At 69.2% G+C, this 24,732-nt stretch carries 22 protein-coding genes; 18 read left to right on the forward strand and 4 right to left on the reverse strand.

All coding sequences use genetic code 11. The features are described from left to right. Positions 1 to 19: 19 nt before the first annotated feature. From ACOCEP_RS26480 to ACOCEP_RS26525, 10 genes are read left to right on the forward strand one after another with little or no spacing between them, the layout of a single operon-like run. Positions 20 to 385 (forward strand): cupin domain-containing protein, encoded by a 366-nt coding sequence (locus ACOCEP_RS26480; RefSeq protein WP_400564203.1) that lies wholly within the window; start codon positions 20 to 22, stop codon positions 383 to 385. A 2-nt stretch (positions 386 to 387) separates the two neighbouring features. Then, positions 388 to 2,007, forward strand: a complete 1,620-nt coding sequence (locus ACOCEP_RS26485) for a class I tRNA ligase family protein (RefSeq protein WP_482331706.1) — start codon at positions 388 to 390, stop codon at positions 2,005 to 2,007. A 6-nt stretch (positions 2,008 to 2,013) separates the two neighbouring features. Continuing rightward, the gene (locus tag ACOCEP_RS26490) at positions 2,014 to 3,270 is read left to right on the forward strand and encodes an MFS transporter (protein WP_482331707.1); all 1,257 of its coding nucleotides are present in this window, start codon (positions 2,014 to 2,016) and stop codon (positions 3,268 to 3,270) included. Positions 3,271 to 3,301: 31 nt separating this feature from the next. Beyond that, the gene (locus ACOCEP_RS26495) at positions 3,302 to 5,065 is read left to right on the forward strand and encodes an ABC transporter substrate-binding protein (protein ID WP_482331708.1); all 1,764 of its coding nucleotides are present in this window, start codon (positions 3,302 to 3,304) and stop codon (positions 5,063 to 5,065) included. Beyond that, positions 5,062 to 6,342, forward strand: a complete 1,281-nt coding sequence (locus ACOCEP_RS26500) for an ATP-grasp domain-containing protein (RefSeq protein ID WP_482331709.1) — start codon at positions 5,062 to 5,064, stop codon at positions 6,340 to 6,342. The genes ACOCEP_RS26495 and ACOCEP_RS26500 overlap by 4 nt, the downstream gene beginning before the upstream one ends. Next, positions 6,339 to 6,803 (forward strand): cobalamin B12-binding domain-containing protein, encoded by a 465-nt coding sequence (locus ACOCEP_RS26505; RefSeq protein ID WP_482331710.1) that lies wholly within the window; start codon positions 6,339 to 6,341, stop codon positions 6,801 to 6,803. Before ACOCEP_RS26500 ends, ACOCEP_RS26505 begins: the two co-directional genes overlap by 4 nt. Beyond that, entirely contained in the window at positions 6,800 to 8,110 is a 1,311-nt protein-coding gene (locus ACOCEP_RS26510; protein ID WP_482331711.1) for a methylaspartate mutase, read from the forward strand. Before ACOCEP_RS26505 ends, ACOCEP_RS26510 begins: the two co-directional genes overlap by 4 nt. After that, positions 8,107 to 9,102 (forward strand): asparagine synthetase A, encoded by a 996-nt coding sequence (locus ACOCEP_RS26515; RefSeq protein ID WP_482331712.1) that lies wholly within the window; start codon positions 8,107 to 8,109, stop codon positions 9,100 to 9,102. Before ACOCEP_RS26510 ends, ACOCEP_RS26515 begins: the two co-directional genes overlap by 4 nt. Then, positions 9,099 to 10,343, forward strand: a complete 1,245-nt coding sequence (locus ACOCEP_RS26520) for a glutamate synthase-related protein (RefSeq protein ID WP_482331713.1) — start codon at positions 9,099 to 9,101, stop codon at positions 10,341 to 10,343. The genes ACOCEP_RS26515 and ACOCEP_RS26520 overlap by 4 nt, the downstream gene beginning before the upstream one ends. Beyond that, positions 10,340 to 10,669 carry an avidin-fold protein gene (locus ACOCEP_RS26525; protein ID WP_482331714.1) on the forward strand — a complete coding sequence of 110 codons (330 nt, stop codon included), beginning with the start codon at positions 10,340 to 10,342 and terminating at the stop codon, positions 10,667 to 10,669. Before ACOCEP_RS26520 ends, ACOCEP_RS26525 begins: the two co-directional genes overlap by 4 nt. A gap of 352 nt (positions 10,670 to 11,021) precedes the next feature. Here the strand turns inward: ACOCEP_RS26525 and ACOCEP_RS26530 are convergent, their stop codons facing one another. After that, entirely contained in the window at positions 11,022 to 11,372 is a 351-nt protein-coding gene (locus tag ACOCEP_RS26530) for an MmcQ/YjbR family DNA-binding protein (RefSeq protein WP_192745033.1), read from the reverse strand. Beyond that, the gene (locus ACOCEP_RS26535) at positions 11,356 to 12,048 is read right to left on the reverse strand and encodes a hypothetical protein (RefSeq protein WP_482331715.1); all 693 of its coding nucleotides are present in this window, start codon (positions 12,046 to 12,048) and stop codon (positions 11,356 to 11,358) included. The genes ACOCEP_RS26530 and ACOCEP_RS26535 overlap by 17 nt, the downstream gene beginning before the upstream one ends. 187 nt (positions 12,049 to 12,235) lie before the next feature. Here ACOCEP_RS26535 and ACOCEP_RS26540 point away from each other — a divergent pair, with 187 nt between their 5' ends. From ACOCEP_RS26540 to ACOCEP_RS26575, 8 genes are all read left to right on the forward strand, one after another. Beyond that, positions 12,236 to 13,687 carry an NB-ARC domain-containing protein gene (locus tag ACOCEP_RS26540; RefSeq protein WP_482331716.1) on the forward strand — a complete coding sequence of 484 codons (1,452 nt, stop codon included), beginning with the start codon at positions 12,236 to 12,238 and terminating at the stop codon, positions 13,685 to 13,687. Positions 13,688 to 13,774: 87 nt separating this feature from the next. After that, a complete protein-coding gene (locus ACOCEP_RS26545) occupies positions 13,775 to 15,343 on the forward strand; it encodes a carbamoyltransferase C-terminal domain-containing protein (RefSeq protein ID WP_482331717.1) in 1,569 nt (522 codons plus the stop codon). A gap of 102 nt (positions 15,344 to 15,445) precedes the next feature. Further along, on the forward strand, positions 15,446 to 16,597 hold the full coding sequence (locus ACOCEP_RS26550) for an NAD(P)/FAD-dependent oxidoreductase (RefSeq protein WP_482331718.1): 1,152 nt from the start codon (positions 15,446 to 15,448) through the stop codon (positions 16,595 to 16,597). After that, positions 16,594 to 17,853 carry an ATP-grasp domain-containing protein gene (locus tag ACOCEP_RS26555; RefSeq protein ID WP_482331720.1) on the forward strand — a complete coding sequence of 420 codons (1,260 nt, stop codon included), beginning with the start codon at positions 16,594 to 16,596 and terminating at the stop codon, positions 17,851 to 17,853. Before ACOCEP_RS26550 ends, ACOCEP_RS26555 begins: the two co-directional genes overlap by 4 nt. 18 nt (positions 17,854 to 17,871) lie before the next feature. Then, positions 17,872 to 18,684 (forward strand): dimethylargininase, encoded by an 813-nt coding sequence (gene ddaH, locus ACOCEP_RS26560; protein WP_482331721.1) that lies wholly within the window; start codon positions 17,872 to 17,874, stop codon positions 18,682 to 18,684. A gap of 9 nt (positions 18,685 to 18,693) precedes the next feature. Then, positions 18,694 to 20,082, forward strand: coding sequence for a cation:proton antiporter domain-containing protein (locus ACOCEP_RS26565; RefSeq protein WP_482331722.1), 1,389 nt, complete (start codon positions 18,694 to 18,696; stop codon positions 20,080 to 20,082). Then, positions 20,079 to 21,089: a TauD/TfdA family dioxygenase gene (locus ACOCEP_RS26570; protein WP_482331724.1), complete on the forward strand. Its 1,011-nt coding sequence runs from the start codon at positions 20,079 to 20,081 to the stop codon at positions 21,087 to 21,089. The genes ACOCEP_RS26565 and ACOCEP_RS26570 overlap by 4 nt, the downstream gene beginning before the upstream one ends. Positions 21,090 to 21,393: 304 nt before the next feature. After that, positions 21,394 to 22,248 (forward strand): SDR family oxidoreductase, encoded by an 855-nt coding sequence (locus ACOCEP_RS26575; RefSeq protein WP_482331725.1) that lies wholly within the window; start codon positions 21,394 to 21,396, stop codon positions 22,246 to 22,248. Here the strand turns inward: ACOCEP_RS26575 and ACOCEP_RS26580 are convergent. Further along, on the reverse strand, positions 22,211 to 23,236 hold the full coding sequence (locus ACOCEP_RS26580; protein ID WP_482331727.1) for a glycosyltransferase family 9 protein: 1,026 nt from the start codon (positions 23,234 to 23,236) through the stop codon (positions 22,211 to 22,213). The genes ACOCEP_RS26575 and ACOCEP_RS26580 overlap by 38 nt on opposite strands. After that, positions 23,233 to 24,720 (reverse strand): HAD-IIIA family hydrolase, encoded by a 1,488-nt coding sequence (locus tag ACOCEP_RS26585; RefSeq protein WP_482331728.1) that lies wholly within the window; start codon positions 24,718 to 24,720, stop codon positions 23,233 to 23,235. Before ACOCEP_RS26585 ends, ACOCEP_RS26580 begins: the two co-directional genes overlap by 4 nt. Positions 24,721 to 24,732 lie beyond the last annotated feature (12 nt).

A 24,732-nucleotide genomic window follows, 5' to 3' on the forward strand; every position in this document is an offset into this window, starting at 1 on the left:
CGAGAAGGAAGAAGAAGTCATGGAGATCCGTCCGCTCGAGCGGGAAAAGATGGTCTTCGAGAACGGTGCCTACGGCCAGCGGCTCCTGCCGTGGGCGGCGCTGAACGCGCCGTTCGAAGGAGCCTGGGTGACGGTGCCCGCGCACGGCGCGACGGGCGCGCATTCCCACCATGAGTACGAGATCTTCATCGCCGTCAGCGGTGAGGCGGTCGTCGAGTCCGGGGGAGAGCGCCGCGCCTTCCGGCCCGGCGACATCGAGTTCCACAAGCCCGGCACCGAGCACCGCATCCTCAACGACGGTGCCGGGGACTTCGAGATGTACGCGATCTGGTGGGACTCCGACATGACGGTGAAGTTCGCCGCCCGGCATGAAGCGGAGGCGTGAGCATGACCGACGAGCGACCGGTGGTGATCATCGGCGGCCCCCCGACGTCCAACGGCGACCTGCACATCGGGCATATCGCCGGCCCGTACCTCGGCGCCGACGTGCACCGGCGGTACCTGCGCGCGGCCGGCCGCGAGGCCGTGTTCGCCTCCTGCACCGACGACAGCCAGACCTACCTCGTCACCAGCGCGGCCAGGGCCGGGCTGACGCCGCCCGAACTGGTGGAGCAGTCGACGGAGAACATCCAGCGCACGTTCAAGGCGATGGGGGTCGAGGTCGACGGTTTCTCGCCGACCGACGACGGCTACAAGGCGCTCGTCCACGACTACGTCAAGCGCTTGTACGACAAGGGAAAGCTGCGTCTGCGCAAGGTGCGGCTGCCCTACAGCGAGAGCAAGGGCGAGTTCCTGGTCGAGGGTTTCGTCGGCGGTGGCTGCCCGACGTGCCTCGCCGACAGCCGCGGCGGATTCTGCGAGGGCTGCGGGCATCCGATCGACTTCGACGCGCTCATCGAGCCGTACTCGGTGCTCGACCCGGCCGACGAGGTGACCTACCGCGAGACCGAGATCATGGTCTTCCCGGTTTCGGAGTACCGCGAACAGCTCCTGGCCTACTACGAGGAACGCGGTCCCGCGTGGCGGCCGCACGTGCTCGGGCTGATGCGGGAACTGCTCGCCGGGCCGTTGCCCGACTTCGCGATCACCTACCCGGTGAAATGGGGTCTGCCGGCGCCCTTCCTGCAGACGCCAGGACAGCGGCTCAACGCCTGGGTCGAGGGCATGCCCGCCTCGATGTACTGCACCGAGTACGCGTTGCGGCGCAACGGGAAGCCGAAGGTCGCCGACGACGACGCCTGGCTCGCGGGGAACGACGCGCGGGTCGTGGTGTTCATGGGATTCGACCCCCTGTTCACCTGGGGCGTCGTCCACGTCGCCGAGCTGATGGCCCTCGAAGGCCGCTACGTCCTCCCGGACACCCTGCTGGTCAACGAGTTCTACGAACTGGAGAACGAGAAGTTCTCCACCAGCAAGGGACACGTGGTCTGGGCCCGGGAGCTGGCGGCCGAGGTGCCCCGCGACATCGCGCGGTTCCACCTCAATCTCACCGCCCCCGAGTTCGCGCGGACGAATTTCTCCCGCGCCGCACTGGAAAAGGTCGCGGGGGAGCGGCTCGTCAAGCCCTGGAACGAGCTCGCCGAGACGCTTGCCAAGCTCACCGCCGAGGTCGGCGGCGAGAACGGCTCGCTCCCGGTGTCCACCGAAGCCACGGAACGTGCCGCGGCGATGGTCTCCCGGTTCGCCCTGAACTACGAGCTGGAGGACTTCAGCCTCAGCCGCGCCGCCGATCTGATCGTGCAGCACGTCGAACGCCTGCGCGCGGCGACGGAACGCACGCTCAAGGGCAACCTCGACCAGGAGATGCTCCGCGCGCGGCTCGGCGACCTCTTCCTCGAACTGCGGGCGTTGATCGGCTGTGCCTCGCCGATCCTGATCGACCTCGCCGAACGCGCCGCCACGGCGGGCGGGTTCGCCCTCCGGATCACCGCGGCCGCCTTCGACGTCACCCACACCACGGCCTTCCCCGTGCCCTCACTGGAATTCCCCCCGACGAGCGAGGTCTGACCCACCATGTCACTCGACAGCACCCTCTCCGCCGACGCGGCCCGGAGTTCCCGGCTCGCCGAACGCCTGCTGGTCCCGGCGGGATTCATCACCACGGCGGGCAACGCCTTCCAGATCACCGCCGCGGCGATCCTGGTCTTCCACGCCGAGCAGACCACCCTGGCCGTCGGCTGGCTGTTCATCGCGGTGTCCATCCCGCAGGTCGCGCTCGCGGTCCTGTTCGGCAAGCTGGTCGACAAGGTCGATCGCCGGATGTTGTGCGTGGCGGCGGACCTGGTGAGCGCGATGACCGCGTTCGCGCTGCCGGTGTGGCTGTGGATCGGCGGGCCGGCGAACCTCGGTTCCTATATAGCGAACTTCATGCTCGCGTGCACCGCGGCGCTGTTCATGCCCGCCAGCAACGGCCTCATCAAGGAAAGGATCCGCGACGAGCGGCTCGGGAAGTTCAACTCCCACTTCGAGATGGCGAGCAACTCCGGGATGCTGCTGGCGTCTTCGCTCGCGGGCTTCCTGGTGATCTGGTTCGGCGCCACCCCGTTGTTCGTGTTCAACTCGCTGAGCTTCATCCTGTCGGCCGTGCTGGTCTACGCGATCGGCCGCAAGCCCGCCAAGGCCCCGGTGACCGAGGAGACCACAGCCACCGACCCGTCGGCGCCGGCCGAAGTCCCCGTGCGGCAGCCGATCAAGCGGCTCGCGCTGCTGTACGCCAACGGCAACATCGGCCTGATGGTCGCCAACGTCATCCTGACGACGCTCATTCTGCAGACGTTCAACCAGGGCGCGTGGATGATCGGCGTGGTCGACGCGCTGGCCGGCGTCGGGTTCATCGTCGGCGCGGCGGCGTACGGCAAGGTCAGCAAGCGGGTCAAGGGCATCCATCTGGCCGTGCTCGGCACGCTCGGGAACCTGATCTGCCTCGCGATCCAGCCCCTGCACTACATCGCCTTGATGGCGGCGATCCCGTTCGCCGGGTTCTGCTTCGCGCAGGGCCGGATCGCGGCCCGCACGCTGCTGATGCGGGCCAGCCCGGAGGAACGCGTCGGCCGGATCTTCGGCAGCACCCAGGCCCTCGGACTCGGGCTCGGCGTCGGGGCGACGGTCGCGTTGTCCTCACTGGCGGACGCGACGACGGTGCCCTACGCCTTCTGGGGGCTGGCGATCCTGCAGGGCGCGATCGTGATCGGCACCTACTTCAGCTTGGCGAAACCGCTGTCGGCGCAAGAGAAGCGGCCGGCCGAGGTTCTCGAGGCGACCGCCGCCTGAGCGCGGCCGACATGCGGAGGAAGCGAAAGTCATGACGGACAAGCCGATCAAGGGTGGCGTCGCCACCTGGGCCTGCCTTCCCGGGTTCCCGCCCGCGGTGATCTTCCCCTTCACCCCGGGCGAGCGCTTCGGCGTGCGGAGCCTCTACGAGTTCCAGATGCTGATGTACCGGCCGCTGTACTGGCTGGGCCGGGACGGCGCGCCGGAGATCGACTGGGACCTCAGCGTCGGCGAGGAGCCGGTGTGGGACGAGACCGGCCGCACCTGCACGGTCCGGATCAAACCGTGGAAGTGGTCCAACGGCGAGACCCTCTGCGCGGACAACGTCATCTTCTGGATGAACATGCTGAAGGTGAAGGGGCCGAGGTTCGGCGCGTACTCCGAGGGCTACTTCCCGGACAACCTGGTTTCGTTCGGCAAGGTCGCCGATGACACGGTGAGCTTCACCTTCGACAAGGCGTACTCGAAGAACTGGGTGCTGCTGAACCAGCTCACCATGATCACGCCGATGCCGAAGGCGTGGGACCGCACCGCGGAGGGCCCGGCCGACGCGACGCACGACATCGGGCAGGCGGAAGCCGTCTACGAGTTCTTGATGGCGGAGAACGGCGACGTCGTCGAAGAGGACAACTCGCACCGCACACGCTGGGCCGACAGTCCTGTGTGGAGTGTCGTCAACGGCCCGTGGCGGCTCAAGAGCTACACCGAGGAAGGCGTCGTCACCTTCGTTCCCAACGAGCACTACAGCGGGCCCAACCCGGCGCATCTCGACGAGCTGCGTCAGGTTTCGACGACGTCGGACGAGCAGCAGTACGAGCTGCTGCAATCCGGCGACGTCCAGGTCGGCTTCCTGCCGCCGGGGATGGGTGTCCAGCCGGACGGCGACCCGACCAAGGGCGGGCCGAACCCGCTGGGCGACGGCTTCCAGCTGGAACCGCAGATCCTGTTCAACATCAACTTCATGGCGGTCAACTTCAGCAACCCGACCGTCGCCGGGAACATGATCAGGCAGCCCTACGTCCGGCAGGCCCTGCAGAGCTGCTTCGACCAGGACTACGGGGCGCGCGAGGTCTACCAGGGTTACGGCTGGAGCCAGACGGGGTCGATCCCGGTGCTGCCCAAGAGCGACCTGGTGTCGCCGAAGATCACCGAGCGCGGCGGGTTCTGGCCGTTCGACCTGGAGAAGGCTCGGCAGCTGCTCTCAGACAACGGCTGGGACGTCAGCGCTTCGCCCGCGGTTTGCGTGCGTCCCGGTACCGGCCCCGGTGAAGCGGGCGAAGGCATCCCGGCGGGCACGGAGCTGAGCTTCTCCCTGCGCTACTGGGAAGGACGGCCGTCGCTGGCGCGGCTCATGGCGCAGTTCCGCGACGACGCGGCCAAGGCCGGCATCGAGATCCGCCTCGAAGAGGTGATGGGTTCGGTCCTGGTGGCGGAGGACGGTCCCGGCGAGAAGCGGATGTGGCAGCTGTCCTGCTGGGGCGGTGGCTGGGTCTACAACTATCCGACCGGCGAGAACCTCTTCCAGAGCGGTGCCGCCTGCAACTTCAGCAACTGGCGCGACGCCAAGGCGGACGAGCTCATCGCGAAGACCGTCACCACCGACTCGCTCGAAGCGCTGTACGAGTACCAGGAGTACATCGCCGAGCAGGCGCCGGTGATCTTCATGCCGACGTTCCCGCGGCGGTTGTTCGAGGTCGCGGGCAACCTGCGCGGCTTCTCGCCGATCAACCCGTACGGCTTGATCAACCCCGAGAACTGGTACTACATCGAAAACACAGTGGAGGCTGGGTCATGACCCGCCCGGTGGTGCTGGTCGGGTTCGTGGCCGCGGCGCTGGGATCGTCCATCAAGGACTTCCAGCCGGACGGTTCGGTCATCTTCGTCGAAGAGCCCGACGTCGTCCGCAAACGCGACGCGCGGAAGACGGTGGCCGGTTCGGCGCTGGTGCGCGAGCTCATCGAGTGGGAGTTCCACCTGCCCGGCAAGGCGGACGAGTTCTACCACGTCCACCACGACCTGGACCCGGCCGCCGTCGTGCCGCTGACCGAGTACGCGACCCCGTTCGCCGCCCGGCTCGCGGAACGCTACGGCGTGCCGGGGGCGGGGTTCGGCGCGGCGCAGATCCTGCGGGACAAGGCGGTGCTGCGCCTGGTCAGCCGGGCGGCGGGGATCGCGAACCCGGCGTCGGCGCGCGTGGAAAGCCCGGCTCAGGTCCGGGAGTTCATGTCGCGGCATCCGGGGAAGACCGTGCTGAAGCCCGCGAACCGGCAGGCGTCGGTGGGGACGCAGGTGCTCACCGACCCGGCCGAGGCCGAGCAGGCGTGGACGAACTGTGTCGTGCAGGACGAGGGGATTTTCGTCCCGGACCGCGCGATGGAACTGAAGATGCTCGCCGAGAGCTTCGTCGAGGGAGACGAGTTCAGCGTCGAGATGCTGCTGCGCGACGGCGAGCCGCTGTTCGCCAACGTCACCGGCAAACGGCTGTTCCCCGGCCCGCGCCCGATCGAACTCGCGCATATCGTCCCCGCCGACATCCCGGACGAGCTGACCGCGACGCTGACCGAGGAGACGCGGCGGCTCACCGCCGCGACCGGGTTCCGCACCGGGATCGTCCACTGCGAATGGATCGTCTCGGACGGCGTCCCGTATCTGGTCGAATGCGCCGGCCGGTTCGCGGGCGACGGCATCATCGAGCTGATCCAGCGGGCCTATCCGGTGGAGCTGAACCGCGCCTACTTCTCGGTGATGAAGGACGAGCCGATCGTGGACCTGTTGCCGCGCAAGGCCGAACGTGGCGCCGCGGTCCGGTTCCTGTCGATCGAGCCAGGTGTCATCGAGGACGTACGCGGGGTGGAGAAGGCGTCACAGGCCGAGGGCGTGTTCATGTGCGACGTCAGCGTGTCGGCGGGTGATCGGTTCGACGGGCTGCGTAGTTCGTGGGACCGCGTCGGCGATCTGATGGTGACCGCGGACAGCCCGGCGGAGGCGTCGCGCCTGGCCGAAGAGGCGGTCGCGCTGATCGAGATCGACGTGCGGCCGGATCGAGGAGAGAGGGAGAGCGCCGCACCATGACCATCGAAGCCGTCCAGTCCACGCTCCCGGACGCCGGGCTCGACGTGCTCGTCACCGGGCTCTCGTCCGACGCGCACACCTGGAACCTGGTGTACCTGGAGCTGCTGCTGGAGGAACTGGGGTGCCGGGTCACCAACCTCGGCGCCTGCGTCCCGGACGCGACCATCGTGCGCGAATGCGTCACCCGGCGGCCGGATCTGCTGGTGATCGGCAGCCTCAACGGGCACGGCCGGCAGGACGGCGTCCGGCTGATGGAACGCTTCCGCGCGCGGGCGGAGCTGGTCACGATGCCGGTCGTCATCGGTGGGAAGCTCGACGTCACGGGCGGCAGCAACGCGGCGCGGCTGCTGGAGGCCGGCTTCGACGCGGTGTTCGAGGACTCCGGCGGGCTGACGCCGTTCCGGACGTTCCTCCGCACCTTGTCCGTGCGGGCCCCCGGTGTCCCGCTGGGCGCGGGATGAACGTGCTCGCCCCACGGCGGGGACTTTCGTTCGGCGAGGTGGTCGCACGTCACCACGCGCAGGGGGAGCTGGTCGTCCAGCCCCGGATGGGGTTCGCCGATCCGGGGCGGATGAGCAGGGGGCTGCTGGCGACCAGGGCGGCGCGGGCCGCGACGGTCGGCACGATCACGATCGACAGCTACACCAGGGTCGGTGACCACGAGGCGGCTCGCGCGGCGCTGGCGGACGGTGCCGATCTCAACGGGTACCCGCTCGTCGACCACGATTCCGCGACGACGGCGGCGTTGCTCGACGGCGTGCTGACCGGGGACTTCCCGGTGCAGGTCCGGCACGGTTCGGCGGATCCCCGCCGGATCGTCCGGGCGCTGCTGGACTTCGGGCTGCACGCGACCGAGGGCGGCCCGGTGTCGTACTGCCTGCCGTACAGCCGGATGCCGTTGTCGGCGGCTGTCGACAACTGGCGGCGTTCGTGCGAGACGCTGGCCGAGGCCCGGGGCCCCGAGCTGGAACCGCATCTGGAGACCTTCGGCGGCTGCATGATGGGCCAGCTGTGCCCGCCGGCGCTGCTGGTCGCGCTGAGCGTGCTGGAAGGGATGTTCTTCTGGCGGCACGGGATCCGCTGCCTGTCCTTCAGCTACGCGCAGCAGACCCACGCCGGGCAGGACGAGGAGGCCGTCGCCGCGCTGCACGCGCTGATCAGGGAATACGTGCCGCACGCGCGGACGCATGTGGTGATCTACGGCTACATGGGCGTCCACCCGAGGACCCCGGGCGGCGCGCTGGAGCTGATCGCGGAGTCCGCGCGGCTGGCCGCCCGCACCGGGGCGAGCAGGCTGATCGTCAAGACCACCGCCGAAGCGCACCGGCTGCCGACCGTGGCGGAGAACGTGACCGCGCTGGAACACGCCGCCGACGCCGCGCGGGGTGTCTCCCGGATCGGCAGGCTCGGCGACACCGGGATCCACGCGCAGGCGAAAGCGTTGGTGGACAACGTTCTTTCGCTCGACACCGATCTCGGCAGGGCGTTGGTCACCGCGTTCGCGCGGGGCCAGCTGGACGTCCCGTTCTGCCTGCACCCGGACAACGCCGGCCGCGCGCGCGGACGGCTGGCCGCCGGTGGACGGCTGGAGTGGCAGCGGATCGGCGCGATGCCGCTCGGCGACCTCGTCGACCTGCCCGCGGATCGGCGGATGACCTCGGGCGATCTGCTGGACGCGCTCCGGTACGTCGAGCGGTCGTTCGACGAGAAGTACGGGCTGCCGGGAATCGAGACCGTGAACCGACTGACACAGGGGAGTAGGACATGACCGCACCATCGGACGCGGCGCTGCCGCCGGGCACCCGCGAACATCTGACGTCGCCGGTGACGCAGGCAGCCCTGCGCATCCAGAACAGCATCACCGCGGGCACCCGCGAATACCTCGGCATGAACGGGTTCGTGGAACTGCAACCGCCGCTGATCGGGCCGGTCACCGATCCGGGATGCCGTGGCGCCAAACAGGTCGACGTCGACTACTACGGGCACAAGTACAAGATGATGACCAGTGTCATCCTGTACAAGCAGGCGTCGCTGCTCGCGTTCGACAAGATCTTCTACGTCGCCCCGAACGTGCGGCTGGAGCCGCTGGAGACCTCGACCACGGGACGGCATCTGGTCGAGTTCACCCAGATCGACGTCGAGGTCGCCCGTGCGAGCCGGGAAGAGGTCCTCGACATCGCGCAGGGCCTGTTGCGGCACATCGTCGCCCACACCCTGCGGGAGTCCAAAGTGGACCTCGCCACACTCGGCCGGGACCAGGCGGCGTTCACGGCGCTGCTGGAAGAGGACTTCGAGCGGATGACGCACCGCGAGGCCGTGTCGCGGCTGCAAGGTCTGCGGCACGGGCAGAGCGCCGACGCGGAGATCGACTGGCAGGGCGAGCGGATCATCTCCGAGCAGACGAACCGGCCGTTCTTCATCGTCGACTACCCCAAGGGGTCGCGCGGGTTCACCGACGGCGAGTCCAGCACCGAACCGGGTGTGCTGCGGAACTTCGACCTCATCGCCTCGGACGGGTTCGGGGAGCTGTGCAGTGGCGGCGAACGCACGCACGAGTACCGGCGGCTCATCGAGCGGATGCGGGAGACGGGGGAGAACCCGGCGAAGTACGCCTGGTACCTCGACCTCGCGCGCGAGGGGCTGCCGCCGAGCGCGGGCTTCGGGATGGGGCTGGAACGGGTGACGCGCTACATCGCCGGGCTGGACGCGATCTGGCAGGCGAACGCGTATCCGAAGCTGCCCGGGATCGCGGCGCCGTGATCACCGCGCGGCAGCTCCCGGAGGACGCGATCCGGGCCAGGGCCAGAGAAGGCAGCGCGGCGATCTTCCCCGACGTCGCGGGATACGGCCGGTCGCTGTTCGGCGCGGACGTCGGCACCCCGCCGGACGAACTCGACCGCGCGCGGATCGTGCCGCCGGTGTTCGTCCCGCGGCGCCTGGAGAAGATGTTCGACCTCGCCCGCGAACCTGTGTACGGCGACGTCGGCTTGTCGACCGTGCTCGGCGGGTTCACCGCGCCGTCGCCGGTGTTCCTGTGCGCGTTCGGGTCCACGCAGGTCGCGGGCAGCGGGCTCGGGATCGCCGTGAGCGAGCAGGCGGGCAGGCTCGGGATGCCGATGGTGATCGGCGAGAACGTCGTGCCCATGCACGGCTATGGCCGGATGGGCGAGAGCGTCGAGGACGGCCTGCTCGGACGGGTCCGCGCGTACGCCGGCGCCGTGCCGGACGGGGTGGGCGGCGTCGTCGTGCAGCAGAGCACCGAAGACGCGGACGCGGAGGTGTGGAACCTCGTCTACAGCGACCCGTCCGCGACGAAACTGCTGGAGACCGGGCGGCTGGCGTTCGAGCTCAAGGTCGGTCAGGGCGCCAAACCGGGTCTCGGCGGGATGACCGTGCTCTCGCGCACGGCCGCCGGTGAGGTCGCCGAACAGTACACAGTGGACGAAGCGTTCGGCAGGGACCAGGCCATGGTGCTGCGGTCCAGCAGTCCCGGCACGTTCACCGGGGAGATCCTGCGCCAGCAGATCCACCTGATGCGCAACAACTACCCGCGGGCCCGCGCCTGGGTGAAACTGCACCCGGGTCGCGACGTCGGCGAGGCGGCGCGGGTCGCGTGGGCGGCGGGAGCGGACGCCGTCACCGTGGACGGTGCCGAGGGCGGCACCGGCTGGGCGCCTTCGGTCTTCCTCGACCAGGTGGGGTTGCCGCTGGTGGAATGCCTGCGGCGGGTCGGCAAGCACGACGCGTCGCTGCTGGTGTCGGGCCGGATCTGGGAAGGGGCACGTGCGCTGAAGTGCCTGGCGATGGGCGCTTCCGCGGTCGGCCTGGGCCGGGCGGCGTTGCTCGCCGTCGACGAGGACCCGGACGAAGGGCTCGTGCGGCTGGTGCGCTGCCTCGAACTCGAACTGAGGCTGCTCGCCAGCGCGCTCGGGAAGTACGACCTCGCGGATCTCACCGCGGACGACCTCTGGTTCCCGGCACGGACGGAGCAGGACGGATGATCAACTACGACGGGAAACGGTTCCGCAAGGTCAGCACGGATCCGAACGCGCCGGTGACCCTGTACCGGCAGAAGGACGATCTGGTGTGGGCCGAGCTGACCGGCGGCGGGGTGCGGCTCGGCTCGCTGACCGGGAAGTGCGGTGCGGACGGGACGATCGACATGGCCTACACGATGGTGCTGGCCAGCGGCCAGGTGATCGCGGGGCACAGCACGAACACCCCGGAGTTCCTGCCGGACGGGCGGATCCGGCTGAACGAGGTGTGGGAGCGGTACGGGAATCCGGGCTCTCGCGGCACCTCCGCCATCGAAGAGGTGGCCGAGTAAGTCGTTTCGCGCGTGAAGGCCCCCTTCCCTCGGCTCAGCCGAGGGAAGGGGGCCTTCACGCGCTTGCGGGGTGCGGCAGGAGCTGGGTCGAGCGGGCGAGCATGTCGCGAAAGCCACTTTCGGGACATCAGACGTCGCGAAAGTGGCTTTCGCGACGCGTCCGGCTGGTTTCGCGCGAGCCGGGTGTGCCGTGAAGGCCTCCTTGCCTACCTTCAGGGTGGGGAAGGAGGCCTTCACGGCTCAGGCCGGCGCGGCACGGGATTCTTACCCGCGTCCGTCGCCCGAAAGGCGAATTCACGCGACCGAAAAGGGCAAGCGAGGGGGCTGAACGGCGCACGCCGAAAGGAGTGGTTCAGCTCGGGTTCTTTTCCAGGTATTCCGCCCAGACCTTCTTCGGTACGCACATTCGCCACGAGTCGACGATCAGCTCTCGTAACTCTTCGTAATCGATCGCGGACAGCCGGACGCGGACCCACTGATAGCGCATATCGGAGGGAATCGGCATCATGAACTTCTCCGGCTCACCCGCCACGAGCGCTTCCCGCTCCTCTTTGGGATAGCCGAATCCCATCACGGTTTCGTCCGGTGAGAGCGAAAGAAAGACGATTCGCCCCACGCGGAACTTCGCCCGGTCACGGACCAGTGCCTCATAGGCACGAGGCAGGTCCGAAACGATCCGTCTGACGTCATCCCCGGTTACCATTTTTCCACCATTCTCCGCTGTCTGTTCCCCAGTCACCCGTGGCGCCCATGGTGAAGGCGACGTAAAGGTATTCGTCGAGGAGCTTCGCCAGCGACACGGGCCTGCCCACCAGGGCGGGGATGTCCGCCCCGCCGTCCTCCGCCTCGGCGATCACCGCGGTGGCCCACGCGCGGCCGAGTCGCAGGTGCGCGCCGAACGCGGAGCCGTCACGGGCGCCGTGGAGGGCGGCCGCGATGGCGGCATCCCACGGCATGATCGTGTTGGGCCGCAACGCATACAGCGCCTTGGCCGCGGCGGTCGGGCCCAGCGTACGCCTGGTCCGTCCCGCTGAGACGACGACACCCGAGAGATCCGCGTAGGCCTTCGCGGCGATGTCGATCTCCGCGTCCGTCAGGCCGGCCAGGTCGGCCGACGGGAGGGCGGTCCCCCAGAGTGCCCACCAGGTACGGACGCCGTCGTCGAAGGGGGCGGGTTCGCCGTCCCGCGGGTACCGGATACGGCATCCCCACGAGTTCAGCCAGCGAAGAAGAATTGTGCGATGCGCGGGCTGTGACAGGTCGATCGCGGAGTGCGTTTCTTCGAGCAGTCGAAGCCAAGAAGCGTCCACATTCGCGAAGCCGTTGAACACTTCGGCGGCCCGCCGGAGTTCGGCGAGCGGGGGCAGGGGGTCAGACATGGGCGAACCCTATCCGGTGCCACCAAGGGGGTGAATTTCCACGTCCAACTATTGGACTTTGTACATTGAGTCACCTATTTGTATCTGCTGCATCCTTCATTGGTCCTTTAGGGTTGTGGCCAGGAAGGTCACAGGGATGGTGGTCACGCAGCGCGATTGCGTTAACCCATCCAGGGGAGGAGAGGGCATGGGCAGACCCGAGCGACCGTTGGACGGCTCCACTGGTCCGATCGCCGCATTCGCTCACGATCTGCGCGTTTTGAGGAACCGGGCGGGAAACCCGAGTTACCGGGAACTCGCCAGGACCGCACTGTTCGCACCTTCCGTGCTGTCCAGCGCGGCGAGCGGCCATCGCCTGCCGACGCTCGCCGTGACGTTGGCGTTCGTCTCCGCGTGCGGTGGGGACCGTGCGGTGTGGGAAAGGCGTTGGCGCAGTGTCGCCGGGCAGCCGGGAACCGGCGCCGAGACACGGGAAGACCGTGCGGCCGACACACCGCCGGACGGCACGCACGCGACGGCATCCGGAGTCATCCGCCTCGCCCGTCCGGCCCAGCTGCCGATGGCGTCGAGGACTTTCGTCGGCAGGGAAAGGGATCTGGCCGACGCCGCCGAGATGATCGGCGCGAGCGGGCCGGTCAAGGTGCCGTTGCTCGTCAGCGGCCCGATCGGGGTGGGGAAGACGGCTTTCGCCTTGCGGCTGGCGGAAGAGGTGGCGGCGGACTTCCCGGACGGGCAGCTCTACGCCGACCTGGGTGACAGCGGCTCCGGCGGCCGGTCGGCCAACGGGATCGTGCGCGGGTTCCTGCGCGCGCTCGGCGTGCCGGCACATCTGGTGCCCGACGATCCGATGCAGCGGATCGGGCTGTACCGGTCCCTGCTGGCCGAACGCAGGCTGTTCGTGCTCCTCACGGGCGTCCGGGACGAGGGTCAGGTGCGGCCGCTGCTCGGCCAGGCCCCCCACAGCCAGGTCGTGGTCACCAGCCGCGCCCGGCTGCTCGGGTTGGAGGACACGAACCGTATCGAGCTCGATACGTTCTCCCGCAAGGAATCGCTGGCCTTGATCGGCCGGATCGCCGGACCGGGCCGGGTGCGGGCGGAGCACGACGCCACCGACACGATCGCCGAACTGTGCGGGGATCTTCCGCTGGCGGTCAGCATCGTCGGCCGCAAGATCGCCGCGCGCCCCGAATGGGCGATCGCGTACACCGCGGGTCAGCTCGCCGATCGCGAACGGCTCATGGACAGTCTCTGCGTCGGCGACGTCAACGTGCGCGACCGGTTCTCCGCGGCGTACGAACATCTGTCGCCCACCGAACGGGAAGCCATCCAGCACTTCGGGCAGAGCGGTGCGGGGTGGACGACGTCGATCGGCGTCGCCGCCGCCATGGGCATCATGATCGAGACCGCCGACGAACTCCTCGAATCCGTGGTGGACGCCGGACTTCTCCAGCGTGCCAACGTCGCCGGACGCTACGCGGTCTCCCGGTTGGTCAGCGCGTTCGCCGCCGAACGGCGACGGGAGCCGGCACCCTTGGCCGCCGCCGTCCCGATGGCCGGCCGCAGGACACGCAAGAACGCGTTCGAATCGCTGCGGCACGAGGCGGTGCGCACCCTGCCGGGCGGCTCGTCCGAAGGTTGATTGTTCTCCCCGCGCGGCGCTTCCGGTCAACGGGCCGCGCGGCTTGAATGAGTCGACGAATGAAGGCGAGCGAAATTCGGTGACACAATGCTGATTCTGTCGATGAAAGAGGGTCACGATGGCGGGATCGTGGCGATCGAGGACGGCAAGCTGCTGTTCGCGCTGGAGTCGGAAAAGGACAACTACCCGCGCTACGACCGGATCACCGGCGAGCTGATGGCGCGCGCGGCGGGCATGCTCGACAAGCAGCCCGACGTGGTCGCGCTCGGCGGCTGGGTCAAGGGGGAGTTCTCGGTGGAACCGCCGTCCCGCACCGGATACTTCGGTGTCGGCGAAGGCGCGATCTCCGACGAGGCGGGCAAGTTCTTCGGCAAGGACGTGCGGTACTTCTCCTCGACCCACGAGCGCTCGCATATCTACACCTCCCTCGGGATGGCTCCCGCGGCCCCCGGCCAGGCGTACTACTCCCTGGTGTGGGAAGGGAACATCGGTGACTTCTACCGGATCGACGAGCGCGGCGAGGCCACCCATCTGCAGCACGTCCTGACCGACCCCGGCGCGAAGTACGCGTATCTCTTCGCGCTGGCCGACCCGGGTTTCCCGCTGGGCAAGGGGAAATTCCGGTTCAACGACGCCGGCAAGCAGATGGCGCTGACCGGGTTCGCCGAGGCGGGCCCGCTCACGCCGGACGAGCAGAAGACCATCGACTTCATCCTCGACCGCGACGGCATCATCCTCGGTCTGTCCAAAGAGGAGATGTCCTGGTCCCATCTGTACAACGCCGGTGTCTGGTCGCAGGAATACCGCAACGCGGCGGCGAAGCACTCGCAGGCCATCTTCAACCGGTTCTACGACTACGCCGAGAAGAACCTGACCGAAGGCCTGCCGCTGCTGATCTCCGGCGGCTGCGGCCTGAACTGCGACTGGAACCGGCTGTGGCGGGAGAGCGGCCTGTTCTCCTCGGTGTTCGTGCCGCCGTGCCCGAACGACAGCGGTTCCGCACTGGGTACCGCCATCGACGCGCAGTGGTTCTACACCGGGCAGGCGACCATCGATTGGGACGTCTACGCGGGGGAGAACTTCGTCGAGGACGTCGTCCCGGATCCCGCCAAGTACGAGACGCGGCCGCTCGTGGCGAGCGAGGTCGCGAAGTACCTCAAGGACGGCAACATCATCGGCTGGGCGCGCGGCCGGTACGAGATGGGCCCGCGGGCGCTGGGCAACCGCTCGATCCTCGCCGCGCCGTTCACCGTGGACACCACGGTACGGCTCAACAAGATCAAGCGCCGCGAGGACTATCGCCCGATCGCCCCGATCGCGCTGGAATCCGACGCCCCCCGGTGGTTCGTCGGCTCGGTGCAGGACCCGTACATGCTGTACTTCAACCACGTCACCTCCGACGAGCTGAAGGCCATCACGCACGTCGACGGGACCGCACGCACCCAGACGGTGACGCGGGAACGCAACGCCGGCATCACCGACCTGCTCGAGGCGTTCCGTGAGCAGACCGGGTTCAGCGTGCTGTGCAACACGTCGCTGAACAACAACGGGCGCGGTTTCCTCAACCGCACCAGCGATCTCATCGAGTACGGGGAGACGTACGGCCTCGACGGCTACGTCATCAACGACACGTTCGTGACCCCGCGCGCTTCCTGACGAACCTTGCCCGACGGGGGTAAGGCCCGGATGCCACCACCCAGCAGTGGCATCCGGGTACCTCGTCCTGCCCGAACGAAGTCTCGCCCGGAGGGGAAGACCATGCGAGTCGTGTTCGCGGGCGGCGGCGTCATCGCGCTGCTGACCGCGCTGGAATGCGTGTCCGCCGGGCACGAAGTGGTGATCGCCGACCAGGCGGACATCCCCTTCTCCGGCTCGACCTCGTTCGACCGGCACCGTGTGCTGCGCGCGTTGCACGCCGGCGACCCGGCCACCACGGCGGCCGCCGTCGGCGCGCATCACGCGTGGATCGAACTCGAACATCTGCTGGCAACGTCCTTGTACGTACAGGTCGGCGCGCTCACCGCGCTTCCGGCGCCCGAGGCCGCGCGGGATCTCCTGACGGCGGCCGGTTCGAAGGCCGAGGTACTCGGCGCCGACGAACTCGCCGCGGAATTCCCGCACGCCGGGTTCGTCCCCGGGACGAGCGCGGTCTTCGAGTCGCAGGCCGGGGTCCTGCTCGCCGATCGTGTCCTGACCGCGTGCGCCACCCGGTTGCGGTGGCACGCGAACGCGGAACTCCACCCGCACCGCAAGGTGACCGGGATCGACGCCGACCGGGCCGAGATCCGCCTGGCCGACGGCGAGACCCTCCGCGGTGACGCCGTCCTGGTGGCGGCGGGCCCGTGGTCCCGGGACCTGCTGGCCCCAGCGCTGTCCAGGGAACTCGTGCTGCACCGGCAGACGATGCTCTACTGCGACGTCCCGCCCGCCGACGCCGCCGCGTGGGCCGCGACCCCGGCGATCACTTCGCTCGGCTCCGACGGTGGCGCGTGGCTGGTGCCACCCGTCGCCGGGACGCCCTTGAAGCTCAGTGCCGCGAGCGCGTGCCGCGTCGTCGACGAGATCGGCGGCGCCACAGTGCCCTCCTGGTGGCGCGAGCACCTCATCGACACGTTCGCCACGCTGATCCCGGGCTTCCGCCGGGACTGGCTGGTCGACACCCGGGACTGTCACTACCTGGCCCGGCGCTCCACTCTCGGCCCGATGCTGGCCGTTCTCGGCGACCGGGTGCTGACTTATGCGGCCTGCGGGGGCTCGTCGTTCAAGTTCGCCCCGCTGATCGCCCGGTCCCTCGCCGCGCGCCTCACCGGCGCCGAGCCGGTCCCGACCGGACTCGAACCGCTCGACCGGCCGCTCGTGCGAGCGGGCGGTGCCCATCCGATCCGTCCTGCCCTACGAGGTGTGTCGTGAAACTGCTCGCGCTGGAAGCCAGCCAGAACTCCTACTACTACCTGCCCCGGTATCAGCAGATCGAAGACTTCGGCGGGGTGCTGTACGTGCTCAACGGCGTCGGGACCGAGGATCTCTGGCCGTCCGAGCGCTACCGGATCGCCGGCAGCAACCACATCGACGACCTGGTCCGGCACGCGAAGGCCTGGCACGCGGAAGAGTCCTTCGACGGCGTGCTCACCTTCTCCGAGTCCGGCGTGGTCCTGGTCGCCGCGGTGGCCGAAGCGCTCGGCCTGCCCGGTATCGGTGTCGACGCGGCGCGGACCAGCCGGAACAAGCTGATCATGCGGCAGGCGCACGAGAAGGGCGGCGCCGCGCACCCGGACTACCGGTTCGTCGAAGACCTCGATTCGGCCATCCAGGCGGCGGACGACTTCGGCTATCCGGTGATCCTCAAGCCGACCCTCGGCGCGGCCAGCAACTTCGTCTTCCGGGTGGACGACGAGGAGAAGATGCGGGAGCGCTATGCGCAGGCGCGTGAAGGCATCGACGGGATGTCCTGGTACAACATGGAGGCCGAAGGGCTGGACCTCGGCCCGCACGGCCTGCTCGTCGAGTCCTTTCTGGACGGTCACGAACACCTCATCGAAGCGGTGGCCTGGGACGACGAGGTGTACCTCGGGTCCATTGTGGACAGAGTGACGTCGGAGGGTGAGACCTTCGACGACGACGTGCACCACGCGCCGACGTCGCTCACCACCGAGCAGGTGGCCGAAGTGCACGCCGTGGTGGCCGCCGGAGTGCGGGCACAGGGGCTCACCCGCGGCGCGCTGCATGCCGAGGTCCGGTTCCACCAGGGCAAACCGTTCCTGCTGGAGATCGCCGTCCGGCCCGGCGGCGGGGGACTCGACCACATGGCCCGGCTTTCGGCCGGGTACGACCCGATCAAGGGGCTCATGGACGTCTCCCGTGGCGTGCGGCCGGACGTCGGGCACTTCAGCCCGACGGGACTGCACACCGCCGCGATGTGCCTGATCTGCCCCGGCGGGGTGATCGCCTCGATCGACGTCCCGCCCGCGGTGAACGAATCGGACTCCCTGTACTACCTCAAGATCTTCGCGAAACCGGGTGACCTGATCAAACGCCCGCCGCTCGGCAACAACATCTTCGGCGGTATCGGCGCGCTGGGCGCGTCCTTCGACGAAGCCATGCGCAACGCGAACGACCTCGCCGGGAAGATCGAGGTCAAACTCTCCGAAACCCAGAAACAGCATTGAATTCCGCGTGGAGGAAGCGTGTCACGGACTGCCACCCAACGGCACTACCTGATGGTCAGACCGACGTACTTCGACGTCGAGTACTCGATCAATCCCTGGATGGACCCGAAGAAACCGACGGACACCGAGCTGGCCATCGCGCAGTGGGAATGGCTGCACGACCTGTACGTCGACCTGGGCCACCGTGTCGAGCTGCTCGATCCGCTGCCCGGCCTGCCCGACATGGTGTTCGCGGCCAACGGCGCCACCGTGGTCGACGGGCAGGTGCTCGTCGCGCGCTTCCACCACGTGCAACGCGCCGGCGAGTCCGCCGCGTATCTGAACTGGTTCCGGGACAACGGATATCGCTACGTGCGGCAGGCGCAGTGGGTCAACGAGGGGGAGGGCGACTACCTCGTCGCCGGGAAGACGATCCTCGCCGGGACCGGATTCCGCACGAACCCCGAGGCGCACAACGAATCGCGCGAGTTCTTCGGCCGCCCGGTGACCAGGCTGACGCTGATCGACCCGCGGTACTACCACCTCGACACGGCGCTCGCCGTCCTCGACGAGGACACGGTCATGTACTACCCCGGCGCGTTCTCCGAGGAAAGCCTTCTGCTGCTGAAGGAGCTGTATCCCGACGCGATCCTGGCCACCGAGAGCGACGCCGCCGTGTTCGGGCTCAACGCCGTCTCCGACGGCAAGCACGTCGTACTCCCGCAGGCGACCACGGAGCTGACCGCGCAGCTGCGGGAACACGGCTTCGAACCGATCGGCGCCGACCTGTCCGAATTGCTCAAGGCCGGCGGCAGCGTCAAATGCTGCACGCTGGAACTGCGTGCCGGTTAGGGAGATTCGATGGATTCGGCTGTCACGCCGCGGCGGATCGTCGTCGGGACGGCGTTGATCGCGGTCCCGGCGGTGGTCGTCGTCGTGGTGCTCGGCCTGGGGTCGGCTTACGCGCCTGTCGCGAGCACGGGCGCCAAGGCCGCGGGCGGCGGGCCCGACACCTACGCGCGCCTGCTGGTCGCGCTGCCGGTGATCCTGGGCGCCTGCTACCTGGCGGGCGTCCTGGCCCGGAGGCTCGGCCAGCCCGCGGTGATCGGCGAGATCGTCGCCGGCATCCTGCTGGGGCCGTCGCTGTTCGGGCTGGTCTGGCCCGGCGCGTTCGGCTGGCTGTTCCCCGGCGGGGTGGTCTCGGCGATCAACATTCTTTCGCAGCTGGGCCTGATCTTCTTCATGTACCTGGTCGGTTCGGAGATCGATCTCGCCGCGGTGCGGAGGCGCGGGTTCACCGCGGTGACGGTCAGCCAGGTCAGCATCGCGCTGCCGATGGTCTGCGGCATCGTGCTCGCGCTGGGCATGTATCCGACCTTCGGCGGTGACGTCGGTTTCCTCGCTTTCGGGCTGTTCATCGCGGTCTCCATGAGCGTGACGGCGTTCCCGGTCCTGGCGCGGATCCTCACCGACCGCGGTCTGTCGAAGACGCCCCTGGGGGCGCTGGCACTCACGTGTGCCGCCGTCGACGACGTCGCCGCGTGGTGCCTGCTGGCCGTGGTGGTCGCCGTCAGCCAGGGCGGGACGCCGTCGGAGGTGTTCCTGACCGTCGGGCTGACCCTGGTGTTCGTCATGGTCATGCTCTACGTCGTCCGGCCGCTGCTGGCGAAGGCGCTCGCCCGCGTGCCGGAGTCCGCGGTGCTCGCGATCCTGCTCGGCGGGATCATGCTGTCGGCGCTGGCCACCAACGAGATCGGCATCCACGCGATCTTCGGCGCCTTCCTCTTCGGGGTGATCGCGCCGAGGAACGATCCGGTCGTCACCCGCGCGGCCGGGAAGCTCGGCAGCGTGACGTTGACGCTGTTGCTGCCGCTGTTCTTCGCCTACACCGGGCTGCACACCGAGTTCAGCCTGCTCGGCTCCGGCTCGCTGTGGCTGTGGACCGTGGTGATCACGGCGGTGGCGGTGTTCGGGAAGTGGGTGGGCAGCACCACGGCCGCCCGGCTGACCGGGGTCGGCTGGCGCGAATCGCTGTCGCTCGGGGCGCTCATGAACTGCCGGGGGCTGACGGAACTGGTGGTGCTCAACGTCGGCCTCCAGCTGAAGGTGATCAGCCCGGCGGTGTTCGCGATGCTCGTGATCATGACGCTGGTGTCGACGATCGCGACCGCCCCGGCACTCGGCCTCATCGCCAAACTCAAGACGAGACCGCCGGTCCAGCGGCGGCGGAAAGTGGATAGGACGCCATGACCAGCAAGGAAACCCTAGTCAGCACCTTCGCCGAGGTCGTCCTCGACGACGAAGTCCGGGACACCATCGGGAGCGACCTGCGTTCCTTCCCGAATCCCGTCGACGACATCGACCGCTCGCTGGCGATGCTCCGGGTCGCGTTCTCGAAGCTGCCGATCGAGCAGCTGCAGACGATCCTGGACTTCGGCAGGCACGTCGACACCCCCGGCGTCGCGCTCGTGCGCAACCTGCCGGTGGATCCGGAACTGCCGGAGACGCCGATCGACGGCGAGCCCAGCAAGGACAAGAAGACCTACGTCGCCGAGACCGTCCTTTTGGGACTGAGCCAGCTGCTCGGCGAGCCCGTCGGGTTCACCACCGAGAAGAGCGGGCGGCTCGTGCACGACGTCGTCCCGGTGTCGGCGGGGGCACGGAGCCAGACCAACCAGAGCTCGCACGTGTTCCTGAACTTCCACAACGACATCGTGCACGATGCCCTCGGCCGCTACGACGTGTCCAATCCGGACTTCCTGGTGCTGAACTGCGTCCGCCAGGACGGGAACAAGGAGGCCGTCACCTACTACGCCGACGGCAGGGACATCTCGGCCGCGTTGGCGCCGGAGGTGCTCGATGTCCTGCGCCGGCCGCTCTTCCGGCTCAACGCGCCCGGCAGCTACGTGCGTGACGTGGCCAAGGGGGCCGACGTGCTTTCCGACCTCGTGGCGGTCATCTCCGGGCCGTCGGAGTCGCCGGAAGTCGCGATCTCAGCCAACGGTGTGGTGGGGGAAACCGTCGAGGCGGAACAGGCGCTGGAGGAGCTGCAACGGGTGTGCCGTGAGGTCGCGCACCAGGTCAAGCTGGAGCCGGGGACGGCGCTGCTGATCAACAACCGGAAGGGCCTGCACGCGCGGTCGCAGTTCTTCGCGCGGCACAACGGACGGGACCGGTGGTTGCAGCGGACCTACATCCGGCGCAGCCTGTGGACGATCCGGTACCGGGGGACGGCTGAGGACCGGCGGGTGCACTGAGTCTTCCTGCTCGCGGTCGCGCCGTGCCTGGACGGACGACACCCGTGACTGGACGGACGACACGCGTGATCCGATGGACGACACGCGTGATTGAGCGGACATCACGTCCTGGGCCCGCGTTCGTCGCGTCGTCCATCTGATCACGCGAAACCGCGCGTCGGGCCGTGATGCGAAAGCCACTTTCGCAACCTTGAACGTTGCGAAAGTGGCTTTCGCAACGCTCGGCCGGGCCCGGGACCGGGCATGTTCGAGAAAGCGGCCATCCGGGTAACCGTCGGCGAAAGCACCCGACGGGAGGAAACCGATGGCAGAGAAGTTACGGCCGCCGCAGCAGCAGGAACCGCCGGGCGTGACGTCGAAAATGGATCCGCCGCCGCGCGATTCCATGGCGGACTACGAGGGCCGTGAGCTCTTGGCAGGCAAGCGTGCCCTGATCACCGGCGGCGACTCCGGGATCGGCCGCGCGGTCGCCATCGCCTTCGCGAAGGAAGGCGCCGACGTGGCGATCGCCTACCTCAACGAGCACGAAGACGCGAAGTACACCGAGGAACGCGTACGCGCTGAAGGCCGCGAGTGTCTCCTCCTGCCGGGTGATCTCGCCGAGGCGGCGCGATGCCGCGCGATCGTGGACCGGACGGTGAAGGAGCTCGGCGGCCTGGACATCCTGGTCAACAACGTCGCCACGCAGTGGCCGGTCGACAGCCCCGAAGAGCTCACCGACGAGCAGTGGACCCACACGTTCGACGTGAACATCCACAGCTTCTTCCGGGTGACGAACGCCGCGTTGCCCCATCTGGGTGAGGGTTCGGTCATCATCAACACCGGCTCGGTGAACGGCTTGCGCGGCAACAAATCGCTGATCGACTACTCCGCGACCAAGGGTGCCGTGCACGCCTGGACCTACGCGATGGCGCAGGCATTGGCCGATCGCGGCGTCCGGATCAACTGCGTCGCGCCCGGTCCGGTGTGGACACCGCTGATCCCGTCGACCTTCCCGCCCGAGAAGGTGGAGAAGTTCGGTCTCCAGGTCCCGTTCGAGCGGGCGGCGCATCCCGACGACCTCGCGCCGTCGTACGTCTTCCTGGCGTCCAACCGGCTTTCGTCCTATTACAGCGGCGAGGTCATCGCCGCGCTGGGCGGCGAGACCACACCCGGCTGAGGCGCCCCACGGCGTCGACGACGGCTTCGGGCGCGAGGCGGTCCAGGCACGGATGGCCGGGCACGGGACAGACCCGGGCCCGGCTGTCCCGGCACGCCGCGTGCTGGTCGCCGAGCACTTCGGACGGCACACCGTACGGCGCCCAGCGCGCCGCCGGAACGACGGGCGCGAACAGCGAGACCACCGGAGTCCCGACAGCCGCCGCGAGGTGGGCGGGTCCGGTGTTCGGCGCCACCACGACGTCCGCCCCGGCGAGCACGGCCGCCAATTCGGACAGGTCCGTCCGGCCGCCGAGGTCGAGCGCGTCTCCGGCGACCTGCCTGGTCAGGGCGCTTTCCGACGGCGACCCGGTGACGACGACACGACGTCCGGCGGACCGCAGTGCCCGCACGATCGCGGCCGAACGCTCGGCGGAGGGTTGCCTGGCCGGGACCGACGCGGCGGGGTGGACGACCACGTAGTCCTCGTCGCCGACCAGTTCCTCCACCGCAGGCAAGGGCCAGCGGACGGCGAGACCGCCGTCGTCGCCGGGCGGCAACGGGAAGCCCGCCGCCTCGGCCAGGGACAGCATCCGCACCGGCTCCGGCGGGTCGCCCGCCACCCGGTGCCGCAGGTCCAGCAGCGATCCGGGGTAGTCCTCGCTGATCGCGCCGATCCACGGCACGCCCGCCATGCGCAGCAGCAGCGCCAGCGGGAGCGGGGACTGGTGGAACGACGTCAGGATCAAGGCCGCGTCGAAGGAGTACTCGCGCAAGCGCCGGACCAGCGCGTCAGTGTCCGCCTGGGTGACGGGCGGGGGCTCGGGATCGATCCACGGCGCGCACCAGGTGACGACCTCGTCGGCGCCGGGCAGCAGTTCGCCCGCGGCCCGGCCCCTCGGCCCGGTCAGCAGGACCACCCGGTCGGCCCCGGCCGCGACCGCGCGGACGCAGGGACCGGCCAGCAGAACGTCGCCGAGGTTGTCCATCCTCGCGACCAGGACGTTCATCGAGCACCCGCGACGGCCAGGTGGACGGCTTCGGCGAGGTCCCGAGCGACGGTCGCCCGGCGGCGGGCGCGGGCGATCTCCTCCGGCCGGGTCCGCGCGGTCGGGATGAGGATCCCGCGGGCGCCGGCCGCGAGAGCGGCGTCGACGTCGGCGCCGGTGTCACCGATGACCACACAGTGACGGACGTCCACCCCGAGCGCCTCCGCGGCCTGGCGCACCAGCCCGGGCGCGGGTTTGCGGCAGACGCAGCCGTCACCGTCGTCGTGCACGCAGACCTGCCAGGTGCCGAACGGGCCGAGGACCTGTTCGACGCGGGCGTTCACGGCGGCGAGCCGATCCGGCGTGATCAGTCCCTTCGCCACCCCGGACTGGTTGCTGACCACGCCGATCCTGATCCCCGCCGCCCGCACGCCACGGAGCAGTTCCTTCGCCCCGGGCACGGGACGGACGCCGTCGGGATCGTCGAGATAGGGCACGTCGACGATGAGGGTGTCGTCCCGGTCGAACAGCAGAGCCTGGGGGCGCCGGGTCAGCCGGTGCCGCAGCTCCCCGCGCAGCCGGTGACAGCAGGCCGCGGGCGGGATGAGGACGCTGGTCAGGAGCATCCGCGACACTTCGCCCGGGGTGAGCGGCCCCGGCGCGATCCGGCGTGCGGCGAATTCGGCGGTCACCCCGGCCCATATCCCGGCCGCCGCGGCCGCGGCCTTGCGGCGACCCAGCGCGAACAGCGCCACGGCACCGGCCGCGCTCGCGGCGGCCAGCGCGTGCCGTTCGAGCCGTCCGTGGCCGGCGCCGGTCTGCTGACGCCAGAGGACACCGTGCTTGTGCCGCATGAGCGCGTCGTCGGCGTTGCCCCGCTGCGCGCGGAGGCTGGCCAGCGGACCCGACCGTTTGGGCGGATGGACGGTGACGCGTTCACCCCGTGCGATGAGATGGCCCGCCTTGGCCACCCGCAAGGCCAGATCCGAATCCTCCCGGTAGGCACGGGGGAAACGTTCGTCGAAACCGCCGACTTCGGCGAGCACGGACCGCCGGTAGGCCATGTCGGCGGTGATCCACCTGGCCGTCTCCAGCCCGGCCGTTCCGCGTTCGTCGTCGGTCGGACGGCGGTCCGGCGGCAACGGCACGACCAGCCGCGCCTGCGACGCCGCCGTGTCCGGCCCGAGGGGGAGGAGATCGGCGGCGAGTTTCCGCGGCCAGTCCGAGCCGACCATCACGTCGTCGTCGAGAAAGGCGATCCACTCGGTCTCCGCCCGCCGCCAGCCGGCGTTGCGGGCCGCGGCTGGGCCGCGTCCGCCGGAGCGGACCACTTCGATTTCCGTACCGGACGGGGGAAGCCGCAGGTCCTCACCGCCGGGCCGGTCGTCGGCGACGACGATCCGCGCGGGCCGGGGTTCCCCGGCGGCTTCGATCCCGGCCAGGAGCGTGCGGAGATTCTCCCGGCCGGTCGTCGGTATCACGATCGTGTAATCGAGGTCGCTCACCCTCTTCCGGTA

The organism is Amycolatopsis sp. CA-211722, from assembly GCF_056828465.1.